Below are 13482 nucleotides of genomic sequence, written 5' to 3'. Positions count from 1 at the left end.
CTATTTGATGATGAACAGCTATTTTACAATGCGTAAATGAGAAGAGGATTTTTTCTCCGTACTTTTTGGCTTTTCCGTTTTATCAACCACATTCTCAAAACTCGTTGGTTGCTCTTCCGCTTGTTCCGGATGCTCATAAGCGGCTTCCGGTTCAAACATCACGCCGTCGCCATTTTCGCGGGCATAAATAGCTAATGTCGCCCCCATAGGAATATAAATATCTTGTGGCACACCACGAAAACGAGCATTAAATTGAATAAAATCATTGGTAAGCTGCAAATTACCTGTGGCGCTGGCAGACAAATTCAACACGATTTGCCCGTCTTTCACATATTCAACAGGCACCTTCACGCCCCAATAAGTGGCATCGACCACTAAATACGGCGTAAAGTCATTATCAATCAACCAATCGTAATAAGCTCTTAATAAATAAGGACGTTTCGGAGATGATTTATATTCCATTTGTCGACCTATTATTTCTCATCCATTAAATTTTTTGGTGCAAGCTCACCCACGGATTGCAAGAAAGAATCGCGCTCAAACACACGTGACATATAAGCTTTGATCGCTTTGCTACCGGCGCCGCTGAATTCCACACCTAATTCTTGCATACGCCACAACAATGGTGCGACATAGCAGTCGATAAGACTAAATTCATCGCTCATAAAATAGGTGTTTTGATTGAAAATCGAGGAGATAGCAAGAATTTCTTCTTTCAGTTGTTTTAACGCATTCGCGCGCTCTGCATCAGAAAGGTCATTCTGTGCTTTCTCCAAGGTTGGATACCAGTCTTGTTCAATACGTAACATTAACAAACGGCTTTTGCCGCGTGCCACAGGATAAACCGGCATTAATGGCGGATGCGGAAAACGCTCATCCAAATATTCCATAATGATACGTGAATTAAACAATACTAAATCACGATCAACCAATGTCGGTACGGTGCCATACGGATTGAGTTCCATTAAATCTTCCGGTAATGCTTGCGGATCTACAATTTCCGTTTCATAAGCTACGCCTTTCTCTGCTAATACGATTCTTACTTGGTGGCAATAAATATCTGTTTTATTTGAAAATAGCGTCATTACAGAACGTTTATTTGCAGAACTTGTCATCTATTCCTCCGACGACTCAAAAATAATTAAAATATTCAGTTAGCATTTTATGATGCCAAGAAAAATGGTCGCTTATTCTACCACAAAGCAGGTTACATTTTCCAAGAAAACCATAATCTTTTTGTGTTTATCACAATAAAAAAATATCCGTTTCGTATGTAAAACGGATATTTTTCTGTTTATTTTCTGGTAATTTTACAACATGTTATTTCCACTTTTCAGCCGCCACATAATCACTGTCACGTCCTTCAATCCAACGTTCCCCTTTCGTTGTTTGTTCTTTTTTCCAAAAAGGTGCTTGGGTTTTCAAATAGTCCATTATAAATTCATTGGCGTGGTAAGCATCGCCCCGATGAGCAGATGACGTGCCGACCAATACAATTTCATCGCCGGTATTCAGTTGACCGACACGATGAATAATTGAAATCTTTTGTAAATCCCACCGCACTTTTGCCTGTTGGGCAATACCCAATAACGCTTTATGAGTCATAGCGGGATAATGCTCCAAATACAAACTGCTGACTTCATCGCCTAAATTTAAATCGCGCACTTTGCCCACAAAAATCACCGAGGCACCTACTGAATTTTCTTCACTCAACCAGCGATATACTGCATTTTGATCGAAAGTCTGCTCTTGCACTGAAATTTGAATATTGTTCATTTAGCCCCCGGTCACCGGTGGGAAAAACGCAATTTCATCGCCATTTTGGACCGCACTTTCTAACGGCATCAACGTTTGATTAATGGCGACTAAGAGTTTATCCGATTGCAATGCCAACGCCCATTTGTCCCCTTTGCCGGCCAAATATTGGCGCAATTGTTCAGCCGTGGCAAAATCGCCTTCTATTTCGAGTTTATCTACACCCACCAATTCTCTGGTTTGAGCAAAAAATAAGACCGTTAACATGATGTCTCCTTTGCAATAAAATGGCCGGATTTTCCACCGCACTTTTCCAACAAACGAACGTTTTCAATGACCATATCTTTTTGCACTGCTTTACACATATCATAAATGGTGAGCGCAGCAACGCTGGCTGCAGTTAAGGCTTCCATTTCTACGCCGGTTTTGCCGGTTAATTTGCATAGACTTTCAATTCGCACCTGATTGGACTCAGGCATTGGCGTTAAGCTCACTTCCACTTTGGTAAGTAACAACGGATGACATAACGGAATCAGCTCCCAGGTCCGTTTAGCGGCTTGAATACCGGCAATTCTGGCAGTGGCGAAAACATCGCCTTTGTGATGTTGACCGGAGAGAATCATTTGTAAGGTTTCCGGCGCCATACGAACATAGGCTTCGGCGCGGGCTTCACGAACGGTTTCGGCTTTTTCGGAAACGTCCACCATGTTAGCTTCGCCATTAGCATTAATATGAGTAAATGTTGTCATGATAATTAAAAGTGCGGTTAATTTTGAATGTGTTTTTGCGTTATCGGCAGCCTGTTAACCGCCGATACTCGCTAAATGATTGCGCACGCCACTATCGCCGATATGCAAATAGTGGTGTTCACGTTTACCTTGTAACGCAGAAAAAATTCTTGCTTCTAGAAGGGGTTGTTGTTCATCTGACTGTAACAAATCGCGTAACTCAATACCTTCTTCGCCAAATAAACAAAGATGTAATTTCCCTTTGGCAGAAACCCGTAAACGGTTACAGCTGGCACAGAAATTTTTCTCGTAAGGCATAATCAAGCCGATTTCACCCACATAATCCGGATGACGAAAAACTTTTGCGGGGCCATCAGAACGTCCTTTGGCTTGCAATTGCCAACCGGAAAGTAATAATTTTTGTTCAAGAACCTGACCGGATAAATGATGTTTTTGGAAGAATGAATCCATCTCGCTGGTTTGCATTAATTCGATAAAGCGCATTTGAATCGGTTTATCTTTAATCCATGCCAAAAAACGTTCAAAATCATCGGCATTTAGGTCTTTCATTAAGACGGAATTGACCTTAATTTTCTGGTAGCCGCATTCAAAGGCGCGATCGATGCCGCGCATAATTTCATCAAATTTATTAACGCCGGTAATACGTTGGAACATTCTTGGATCGAGACTATCAACACTTACATTAATAGACGTCACTCCAGCGCTTTTCCACGCAGCAACATCTTTCAGTAAGCGAAATCCGTTTGTTGTGAGTGCGATTTGTTTAATGCCTTCAATTTGGCTAATAGTTTCTACAATAGGCAGAAAATCTTTGCGCAATGTCGGCTCCCCACCGGTAATACGCACTTTTTCTGTTCCTATTAAACTAAAATTATTCACCAAACGGCGAATTTCATCTAAGGTAAGGAAACTAGGCTTGTTTGGCTCCGGCTGATAACCGTTCGGCAAACAATAGTTACAACGGAAGTTACACACATCCGTGATAGATAGTCGTAGATAATAGTATTCACGCTGGAACGGATCAACAAGTTGAACTGCGCCAACATTTTTTATTGGAATGGATTGCATTTGACACCTTTCTAAACAACGGAGAGGATAAGCCGTTTCCAACGTATCCCTGAATAATACAAACTGCGTACTATTGGCATTACCACCATATTTTTACAAAACGTAGGTTAAGTAAGCTCGGAGTTTATGCGATTAACGAATTTTTCAGTATTGTAAGAGATTCACGAAAACAAAAGCAATCAATTAATTTGATCTAGATTATAAAATAACAAAATTCTTTAAAATCAATTATATATACATTTATATAGCGATAAATTAAATAACGAAAAATTGGTACTTTTTAGCCTTTAATCAGGTTCAACTTCTCTATTTAAAATAGATCGCTATAATGTTCTGGACAGAATATGAGAGGAAATATAATGGCGGATTTTAAAGGCTATCAACAACACGAAAATCTCAGTCGGATCACAAAAATCGTGGCCATCGGCGGTGGACATGGATTGGGGCGTGTCATGTCTGCACTTAGTTTTATGAAAGAACGGTTAACCGGCATTGTCACTACCACCGATAACGGCGGCTCTACAGGTCGTATTCGTACCGCTCAAGGTGGCATCGCGTGGGGTGATTTGCGTAACTGCTTAAATCAAATTATCACCGAACCGAGTACTGCCTCTGCCCTTTTTGAATACCGCTTCAGTGGCAATGGCGAATTAGCCGGCCACAATCTCGGCAATCTCATGTTAAAAGCCTTGGAAGATATGCATATTCGCCCAACGGAAGCGGTAAATCTGATTCGTGATCTGTTACGGGTGAAGTCATTCATCGTGCCCATGTCAGAAGAATCTGTTCACCTTGCTGCTGAGTTAGGTTGCGGCTCCAGCGTTATAGGGGAAGTCAGCATAGACCGCCTGGCAGACTTGCCAAAATCCGTTTTTCTGGTGCCTAATGTCACCGCCACAGCGGAAGCGATTCAAGCCTTAAAGGAAGCCGAAATCATTTTATTTGGCCCCGGTAGTTTCTTAACCAGCATTATGCCGCCTATTTTATTACCGGAAATTATAGAACAGCTACAACGCAGCCAAGCGAAAAAAATCTTTATTGATAATCTCAGTACTGAATCCGGCCCGGCCGCGCGTCTTTCATTAACGGATCGTATTCAATGGATTCATAAAACCGTGGGTAAACCGATTATTGATGGCGCCATTGTACCGAGCGATGCTGCAATTGATAAGCAACTTCATCTCAAAATTCTCGCCGGTCGTCTTAATGCCGACGATTTCTCCTATCGCCACGATCGCACTCTTCTCTGCTCTGCAATTGACGCATTGGTTGGGGAATTGGTTGAAAAGCCGGACATCAGTCAGCAAATCCAAATGGAAGCCACGAATATTTAGTGAAGTGCGGTCATAAAAAACAACATTTTTCACCGCACTTAAATCTCTACACAGATCACAAAATTCACATTTTTTGCTTAATAAAAATGCACAAGTCAGCATAATGGTGAAGGTTATTTCATCAGGAGATTTTATTATGCAAAAAATGTTACTACTTAGCGGTTCTCGCTATGGCAATACAGGCTATTTGGAACATGCGATTCCATGGTTACAAGATTTTTTAGCGCCATACCAAGGCAAGAAAATCGCCTTTGTGCCTTACGCAGGCGTGCGTCAAACCAACGATCAATACGAACAAAAAGTACAACAAATTCTGGCGCCGTTGAATATAGAGATTCAATCGGTACATCATGGCAAACCGCACCGCGCCATTATTGAACAAGCGGATGTGATCGCCATTGGTGGTGGCAATACGTTTTGTTTGCTAAAACAAATGTATGAACATGATTTATTGGACATTATTCGTGAAAAAGTGAAAAGCGGCACGCCGTATTTCGGTTGGAGCGCGGGTGCCAATATGGCGAGCAAATCGATCATGACCACCAATGATATGCCGATCACTTATCCGCCGTCTTTTGATGCGCTTAATCTGTTCCCTTATCAAATCAACCCGCATTTCATTTCAGGCAAAATGCCGGGGCATAACGGGGAAAGCCGTGAAGAACGTTTTGAGGAATTTTTACTGGTGAACCCAACGGCACAAATTTACGCCATGCCGGAAGGGACCGCGTTTTTAATTAACGGCAATCAGGTGAAAATTCTGGGTGAGCATAATATTGTGCATTTCAGTAAAAATATGCAGCGCCGAGATATTCCTGCCGGCTCGGTGTTTGAAATCTGATTGTGAATAAAAAAGTGCGGTTGGTTTTCAAAACGTTTTTCACATTCGAAAAACAACCTGAAAATCGACCGCACTTTTACTGGAACGATTAAAGAGAATTATTTCTTAAACACCCTCACATTATTAAACCCGCTTTCTTTTAAATACAGCGCCTGCAACTTACTCATCACGCCACGCTCGCAATACAACACATAATTCTTGCTTTGATCCAACTCGGCGAATTGACCGGAAAGTTTATAGAATGGCAGGAGTATCATTGCTTGATTTTCAATATGTAACGGGTTTTCGTCGATTTCTTCCGGGCTACGAATATCAATAATCACATCATTTGCCGCCAACACGGACACCGTATCCACAGAAACAACTTCTTTCTCCGCTTGCTCGGCAATTTGGCGGATATCTAAATATTGCGCATTTTCCACCGCACTTTCCAACACGGCAAAATTGAAATTGCCTTCTTCTTGTTCAATTTTCGCTCTTATCGCTTTCACTGTCGGATTCTTGGAAATCACGCCACAAAATTCCGGCATGGATTTGGCAATATCATCGGTGCCAATGTGTTTTGCCATGGCGATGATTTGTTCTTTGTCGTGCGTAATTAACGGACGCAACACCAACACCTCAGAGGCTTCATCAATTAAACGTAAATTGGTTAAAGTTTGGCTGGAAACCTGCCCTAGCGCCTCCCCTGTCACAATCGCCTGAATGTCGAAACGTTGCGCGATTTTGGACGCCGCACGCACCATCATCCGTTTAAGCACTACGCCCATTTGCCCGTTATCTATGTTCTCAAGGATCTCACCTACCACGCCTTCAAAGTTAATCGCTACGAAACGCACTTTGTGGGAGCTACCGTAACGTTGCCAAATGTGATACGCCATTTGTTTTACACCAATTTCGTGTGCTGCACCGCCTAAATTAAAGAAGCAATAATGCACACGTGAACCGCGACGTAACAGCATATAACTGGACACACCGGAGTCAAACCCGCCGGAAATCAGCGACAACACATCTTCCTGCGTGCCGATCGGATAACCGCCGATGCCTTCATAACGGGCTCGCACCAACATCATTTTGTCGTCTTCAATTTCAATACGCACCGTCACATCAGGATTTTTCAGTTGCACTTTGGCACTGGCAATATGTTGATTCAACCCGCCACCAATGTAACGCTCTGCGTCTAATGAATTAAATTCATGTTTGCCTTTACGCTTCACACGAACGCAAAAGGTCTTGTTTTCCAACTGTGACGCCACATCCGATAACGTTTGCTCAAAAATATCATGCAGACTGGAAAACGGTTTTTCTTCCACTTGTAGAAAATGATGAATCCCCGGGATGCGTTGCAGCTGTTCAATCAGCATCGGTAAATTCACCTTAATTTTTGACCGCACTTCGATGTAATTCCAATGTCTCACTACCGCGACCGTGTTGTCATGCTTTATCAATACATTACGGATATTGCTGGTCAGGATTTTCATGAACCGTTTCCGCACGGATTCGCTTTTAATCATAATTTCAGGGAATAATTTAATAATAAATTTCATGTTGGGTTGACTTCTTTGTTCCATTAAAAAAATGCCGTGCATTTTAGCAGATAAAGGGAAAAATGCTATCTATTCATACTGAGTCAACAAGCCTTTATGAGTTTATTTGTGTAATTATTTATATAATGAATATTTATATTATTCATTACTTTTAAAAAAACGAATAACAAATTGATTATTAAGAGAATACTAACTGTTAGCTTATTTGTTTGATTAAGATCATGGTTATTTTTCATCTCTCCCTCTAGAATTCATCTAACCAATTATAGTTATTATTCTTTCTTGTTATAAAAATAATAAAATTTTCTTTGTTAGGGGTGAATTATGAAAACAACAAAAATAGTGACCGCACTTTGTCTCATGGGGCTGGGTGCGGGCTTATTGTGGGGTTCTCAGTGGATTATGCACAAAACAAGTACGCCTGAATTTTGTGTCAGTTGTCATTCCATGGATTATCCGCGTCAAGAATGGGAAGGTTCCAAACATTTTGCCAACGCGAAAGGTATTCGAGCGGAATGTGTCGATTGCCATATTCCGCAGGAAGGCTGGCATTATGTGAAAGCCAAATTTATCGCTTTGAAAGATTTGTATTTCGAAGCCGTCGGTAAGTTGGACAGCAAAGAGAAATACGAACAACATCGTGCGAAACTGGCGCAAGCAGTTTGGGATGATTTAAAAGCCACCGATTCGGAAACTTGCCGTAGTTGCCATAGTTTTGATGCCATGGAATTGTCACAGCAAACCAAACTGGCCAAACAAATGCATATTGAAGCTAATGCCAACAAACAAACCTGTATTGATTGCCACAAAGGCATCGCTCACTTCTTACCGGTGATGCACGCGGAAGAGTCCGCCGATAAATCGGCTACGCCAAAAGGTAGCAACATCGTCGAGACGCCATCCCTTTACGCGAGCGAAATGGTGAAAGCACAAGATGCAAAAGGTGGCGAAGTGCGTTTAATGCCATTTACCGAAGTCATACAGTGGGAGGCGCAAGGCGATCAAATTCACGGCACGATACATGGTTGGCAACAAACAGGCGCGGAATCTGTGGTGTATTTGGATTTAGGCAAACGTATTACAGTGGCATTGTTAGATGAAGATGCACGCAACAATGTGCAAGTGTTGCAAACCAAACACGATGAAGTGACCGATTCCGAATGGAAAGAAGTGAATGTTGCCGTAAACGTAGCAAAAGCAAAAATGTCTTCGGATTTGACCGCACTTAGTCAATATGGCAACAACTTAAATCAAAACAATTGTAGCGGTTGCCATGCTGTTATCGGCGCGGATCACTACACGGCCAACCAATGGATTGGCGTGGTCAATTCCATGAAAGATCGCACTTCAATGAACAAAGATGAGGTCCGTGCCCTCACCATTTATTTGCAACGCAATGCCAAAGATATGAAAACAAAATAATCTATCTTGGCAATTTTTAAGTTTAATGACGACGACAAGACGAGGCTTAAATGAAAAACACAATGATTAATCAACAACGCCGCGATTTTTTGAAAAAAACGTCTGCGGGTGTTGCGGGCGCATCACTATCCGGTGGTGTAGTCGGCTCTATGGTTTCCTCAAATGCGAATGCAGTAGAAACCAAAATGACAACCGTTGTCACTGCGGCTCACTGGGGGCCGATTGGTGTGGTATTGGAAAACGGTAAAGCGGTAAAATCCGGCCCGGCAATTGAACCTGCCGTACCCAATGAATTGCAAAGCGTTGTACCCGATCAACTTTATAGCGAAACCCGCGTGAAATATCCGATGGTACGTAAAGGTTTCTTAGCCAATCCGGGCAAAAGCGATACTACTATGCGCGGGCGCGATGAATGGGTGCGCGTTTCTTGGGATGAAGCCTTGGATTTAGTGCACAATCAACTTAAACGAGTACGTGAAGAACATGGTCCAACAGGTATTTTTGCTGGTTCTTACGGTTGGTTTAGTTGCGGCTCATTGCACGCTTCTCGTACATTGTTACATCGTTATATGAACGCCACCGGCGGTTTCGTGGGGCATAAAGGCGACTACTCCACCGGCGCGGCGCAAGTGATTATGCCACATGTGTTGGGTACGATTGAAGTCTATGAACAACAAACCAGCTGGGAATCGGTATTAGAAAACAGCGATATTATTGTGCTTTGGTCAGCCAACCCGCTCACTACTATGCGTATTGCATGGATGTCCACCGACCAAAAAGGGATTGAATATTTCAAAAAATTCCAAGCGAGCGGCAAACGCATTATTTGTATCGACCCACAAAAAAGTGAAACCTGCCAGATGTTAAATGCCGAATGGTTGCCGATTAATACGGCAACAGACGTGCCACTCATGCTGGGTATTGCACACACCTTAGTCAGTGAAAATAAACACGACAAAGACTTCTTGAAAAAATACACCACCGGCTATAACAAATTTGAAGAGTACTTGTTAGGAAAAACCGGTGGTCAACCAAAAACAGCAGAATGGGCAAGCAAGATTTGTGGCATTCCGGCAGACACGATTAAACAACTGGCAAACGACTTCTCCGGCAAACGCACCATGTTAATGGGCGGCTGGGGAATGCAGCGTCAACGCCATGGGGAACAAACTCACTGGATGTTGGTCACGCTTGCTTCTATGTTAGGACAAATCGGCTTACCGGGTGGCGGTTTCGGTTTGAGCTATCATTATTCAAACGGCGGTGTACCAACAGCCACAGGTGGCATCATCGGTTCAATCACAGCAAGTCCATCTGGCAAAGCCGGTGCAAAAACTTGGTTAGATGACACCTCCAAATCCGCTTTCCCATTGGCTCGTATTGCCGATGTGTTACTCAATCCGGGTAAGAAAATCCAATATAACGGCACCGAAATCACCTATCCGAATATCAAAGCCGTGTATTGGGCGGGCGGGAACCCGTTTGTTCACCATCAAGACACCAACACTTTGGTGAAAGCCTTCCAACAACCGGAAGTGGTGATTGTAAACGAAGTGAACTGGACACCGACTGCGCGCATGGCAGATATTGTGTTGCCGGCGACCACCAGTTACGAACGCAATGACTTAACCATGGCGGGCGACTATTCCATGATGAGTATTTATCCAATGAAACAAGTGGTGCCGCCGCAATTTGAAGCTAAAAATGACTATGACATTTTCGTTGAGCTCGCTAAACGTGCCGGCGTGGAAGAACAATACACCGAAGGTAAAACCGAAATGGAATGGCTGGAGGAATTTTATAACACCGCCTTTACAGCCGCCCGCACCAACCGTATTACGATGCCACGTTTTGATAAATTCTGGGCAGAAAACAAGCCACTCAATTTTGAAGCAAGTGATGCGGCGAAAAAATGGGTGCGCTACGGTGAATTCCGTGAGGATCCGTTGCTGAATCCGCTTGGTACGCCATCAGGTAAAATCGAAATTTATTCTGATGTCGTCGCCAAAATGAACTATGACGACTGTAAAGGGCATCCAACTTGGATGGAGCCGGAAGAGTTTGCCGGTAACGTTACCCAAGAATATCCGCTCGCCTTGGTGACGCCACACCCGTACTACCGTTTGCATAGCCAATTGGCGCATACCTCATTACGCCAAAAATATGCAGTCAATGATCGTGAACCGGTGATGATTCACCCAGAAGATGCCGCACCACGTGGTATTAAAGACGGTGACATCGTGCGCATTCACAGCAAACGCGGACAAGTGCTTGCCGGCGCGGTTGTCACGGAAAACATTATCAAAGGCACCGTCGCTTTACATGAAGGCGCATGGTATGACCCGATGGATTTAGGCGAAAGTGAAAAACCATTGTGCAAAAACGGCTGCCCGAATGTGCTTACCCGCGATGAAGGCACCTCCAAACTGGCGCAAGGTAACTCACCGAATACTTGTATCGTGCAAGTAGAAAAATTCGTCGGCCAAGCCCCTGAAGTCACGGTGTTCAAACAACCGAAACGCGCAGCATAAAAACGCCATAAAAAATGACCGCACTTTGATTTTATCAAGCAAAGTGCGGTTTGTTTTTAGGGTATTTTCTATATGATGTAGTATCAATGACAAGTTCAACGATAAATTAGTTTGATGCGCTAGTTTGTTTATCCCCTGCCACCTTCTTCCATTTCTGAATCTTACTGCGAAAATAAAATTATTTAATATTGATAAACCAGAATTTGTTACTATTTCTTCTTTATCGTGATTCCTACAACCAAACAAAATGATTGTAGGAATACAGAAAAAGATGTGGAAATTACTTTTTGTCTTTATTTACAATATTTTTGACACCTTCAATTGTTCCTTCTATAGCATCTTTAACATCTTCAGCGACTTCTTTAACTTTTGCTGCTACTTGTTCTGCTGCCCCTTCTTTTTCTATTTTTTTGTCACCGGCTAATTTACCTACAGTTTCTTTTACTGCGCCTTTAGCCTGGTCGATTTTTTCTTCAATTGACATAATTAGAACTCCTTTAATTAAAATTACTTTTAAACCATATTACGTGAAAAAATTACTTATGCTCTTTTTCCAAAGAAAAATGATACAACAACAATAACAATTACTGCACCTAAGATAGAAGGAATTAATGCCATTCCTGCTAGGGTTGGACCCCATGCGCCAAACAACGATTGACCTACAGATGAACCAATTAAACCAGCAACGATATTAGCAATTATACCCATTGCTCCACCTTTTTTAGTAATTGCTCCTGCAATAAAACCTATAAACCCACCAATAATGATTGACCAAATCATAATCCTACTCCTTGTACATAATGTTTATTTATCTTGATATGCTTAAACTAAACAGTTGTTGTATATTTAATATACTTTACGTACCCTACACCATTTTATATTAAAAACTAACAAAAATTTCTCGATTGCCGTATCAAGTTTTTTTAGAGTTTTTCTATTGATAAGCTATAAATGACTTAGCAAAGCTTATGTTTTTCTGCTTCGCCGATGGCATGTAGCAGGATTTATTTTACGCTGTTGCTATTGAATACCCATCGCTTTATCGAAGATTCTCCAATCCGGTTTGTTTCTTAGATTTTCTTTGAGTTATCCTCCCATACTATTGCTCATTAGTTCCATACATTGAAAATCTTTACTGGTGACTTGTCTTGCTGTTTCATATAAAAGATTTCATTTTTTAATGATAAACAGCTATCAATCTAATTGCATTCGTTACTCTCCATAAAGAACTTAAAATGAGTTTTACAACTTGGGCACTTCATTTATCATCCAAAATCCTTTGTTGTCAGGGGATTTTATATAGCTGCATAAGGCTTCTGTTGTAACAGGCTTTTGATGTTTGAATCGCTTCAATCAATTCAATTTTATCCTGATAAATCAGCATGATACCCTCATAAAAAACGTCTTTAACTCTCGCTCACTTCTCCACTTAGCATCGCAATTTCCTGTTTTAATGCATACGGCATATGCCGTGGTCCGCGTACGGCAGTGACACCGAACTGTGCCATTTTAGCGCGGGGGATGAGGGTCTTATCATATTCTTTCAAGCAACGAATTTTCATAACTCTTTTCACCTGTAAATCATCCGTTCGTTTTTTGTGATACGGAATGTTCACCTCTAATACTAAACATTTATAGCGAATAGCACCCGTAGGTTCAGTAACGTACATATACACAATATCACCCACGGCAATATTGTTGCTCTGCTTCCAATGTATCTCACCGCCTTCGCGTAAGTCTTTCTCCACATCGTAATATTTCGGGTTGGCCGGCACGATCCATTCTGTATAACGGGCGATCCCAAGTTGCTTTTTCACTTGTCGGGTGGCGGTGAGATCAAAGCTGGCGTTCAATAAAAACAGCACGGTATCTTTCTCCACAGAGCCATCCAACAAGACCGTCAACCAATGATTTTTGTTCATGTGATACGCCGGTAGGAAGCCTGCTTGCGGCAGAAATAAACTCAACATTTCAGGAGTGCATTTCACGTTCATCACAGGCAATTTCCCTGCACCACTTAGCCCCAAAGATGATTTTTCAACATTCATCACAATGGCATACCACTTACGATTATCAGCATGACGTAATACACCATAGTCAGGGTGATTTTTCCAAAGATATTCCGGCTTAGTGCCATATTGGGTTAAGACATAATCAAATAATTGTCGGGTTAAATTTTGTTTTGCCATGCTAACCTCACTTTTATTGCGGCTACTTTTATTCTACGCCGAAAAT

The 13482-nt window shown here is 42.0% G+C and carries 14 protein-coding genes and 1 riboswitch; of the genes, 4 read left to right on the top strand and 10 right to left on the bottom strand.

All coding sequences use genetic code 11. The features are described 5' to 3' along the window. Positions 1-18: 18 nt before the first annotated feature. The 6 genes from DK428_RS00495 to moaA all read right to left on the bottom strand — a co-directional run bounded on the left by DK428_RS00495 (position 19) and on the right by moaA (position 3572). Positions 19-462 carry a ClpXP protease specificity-enhancing factor gene (locus DK428_RS00495; RefSeq protein WP_109064003.1) on the bottom strand — a complete coding sequence of 148 codons (444 nt, stop codon included), beginning with the start codon at positions 460-462 and terminating at the stop codon, positions 19-21. An 11-nt stretch (positions 463-473) separates the two neighbouring features. Next, a complete protein-coding gene (gene sspA, locus DK428_RS00490) occupies positions 474-1115 on the bottom strand; it encodes a stringent starvation protein SspA (protein WP_109064002.1) in 642 nt (213 codons plus the stop codon). 205 nt (positions 1116-1320) lie between these two features. Beyond that, on the bottom strand, positions 1321-1776 hold the full coding sequence (gene moaE, locus DK428_RS00485) for a molybdopterin synthase catalytic subunit MoaE (protein WP_109064001.1): 456 nt from the start codon (positions 1774-1776) through the stop codon (positions 1321-1323). Further along, complete coding sequence (gene moaD, locus DK428_RS00480; protein WP_005700548.1) at positions 1777-2022, bottom strand: molybdopterin synthase sulfur carrier subunit; 246 nt, start codon at positions 2020-2022, stop codon at positions 1777-1779. Next, a complete protein-coding gene (moaC, locus tag DK428_RS00475; RefSeq protein ID WP_109064000.1) occupies positions 2016-2504 on the bottom strand; it encodes a cyclic pyranopterin monophosphate synthase MoaC in 489 nt (162 codons plus the stop codon). The genes moaD and moaC overlap by 7 nt, the downstream gene beginning before the upstream one ends. Positions 2505-2558: 54 nt before the next feature. Continuing rightward, positions 2559-3572, bottom strand: a complete 1014-nt coding sequence (moaA, locus tag DK428_RS00470) for a GTP 3',8-cyclase MoaA (RefSeq protein WP_109063999.1) — start codon at positions 3570-3572, stop codon at positions 2559-2561. Continuing rightward, positions 3561-3707, bottom strand: a riboswitch (molybdenum cofactor riboswitch). It overlaps the preceding gene by 12 nt. 224 nt (positions 3708-3931) lie before the next feature. Between moaA and DK428_RS00465 the strand changes: the two genes are divergently transcribed. Both DK428_RS00465 and pepE read left to right on the top strand, forming a co-directional pair. After that, complete coding sequence (locus tag DK428_RS00465; protein WP_109063998.1) at positions 3932-4906, top strand: gluconeogenesis factor YvcK family protein; 975 nt, start codon at positions 3932-3934, stop codon at positions 4904-4906. Positions 4907-5042: 136 nt separating this feature from the next. Beyond that, positions 5043-5747 (top strand): dipeptidase PepE, encoded by a 705-nt coding sequence (gene pepE, locus DK428_RS00460; protein WP_109063997.1) that lies wholly within the window; start codon positions 5043-5045, stop codon positions 5745-5747. Positions 5748-5845: 98 nt separating this feature from the next. On the opposite strand, the gene thiI is transcribed toward pepE, so the two are convergent. Next, entirely contained in the window at positions 5846-7294 is a 1449-nt protein-coding gene (thiI, locus tag DK428_RS00455) for a tRNA uracil 4-sulfurtransferase ThiI (protein ID WP_109064132.1), read from the bottom strand. A 321-nt stretch (positions 7295-7615) separates the two neighbouring features. On the opposite strand from thiI, the gene DK428_RS00450 reads away from it, so the two are divergent. Together DK428_RS00450 and torA are read left to right on the top strand one after the other, a co-directional pair. After that, positions 7616-8716 (top strand): NapC/NirT family cytochrome c, encoded by a 1101-nt coding sequence (locus DK428_RS00450; protein ID WP_165819757.1) that lies wholly within the window; start codon positions 7616-7618, stop codon positions 8714-8716. A 50-nt stretch (positions 8717-8766) separates the two neighbouring features. Further along, positions 8767-11247 (top strand): trimethylamine-N-oxide reductase TorA, encoded by a 2481-nt coding sequence (gene torA / locus DK428_RS00445; protein WP_109063995.1) that lies wholly within the window; start codon positions 8767-8769, stop codon positions 11245-11247. Positions 11248-11527: 280 nt separating this feature from the next. Here the strand turns inward: torA and DK428_RS00440 are convergent, their stop codons facing one another. From DK428_RS00440 to DK428_RS00430, 3 genes are all read right to left on the bottom strand, one after another. After that, positions 11528-11731, bottom strand: a complete 204-nt coding sequence (locus tag DK428_RS00440; protein WP_109063994.1) for a CsbD family protein — start codon at positions 11729-11731, stop codon at positions 11528-11530. A gap of 56 nt (positions 11732-11787) precedes the next feature. After that, positions 11788-12027, bottom strand: coding sequence for a GlsB/YeaQ/YmgE family stress response membrane protein (locus tag DK428_RS00435; protein ID WP_109063993.1), 240 nt, complete (start codon positions 12025-12027; stop codon positions 11788-11790). Between the two features lie 626 nt (positions 12028-12653). After that, positions 12654-13436, bottom strand: coding sequence for an MmcQ/YjbR family DNA-binding protein (locus DK428_RS00430; RefSeq protein ID WP_109063992.1), 783 nt, complete (start codon positions 13434-13436; stop codon positions 12654-12656). Positions 13437-13482: the final 46 nt, after the last annotated feature.

Origin of the sequence: Aggregatibacter kilianii (assembly GCF_003130255.1) — a bacterium.
In the GTDB taxonomy this organism is placed as follows: Bacteria; Pseudomonadota; Gammaproteobacteria; order Enterobacterales; family Pasteurellaceae; genus Aggregatibacter; species Aggregatibacter kilianii.
This window is presented reverse-complemented; position numbering and strand designations above follow the sequence as displayed.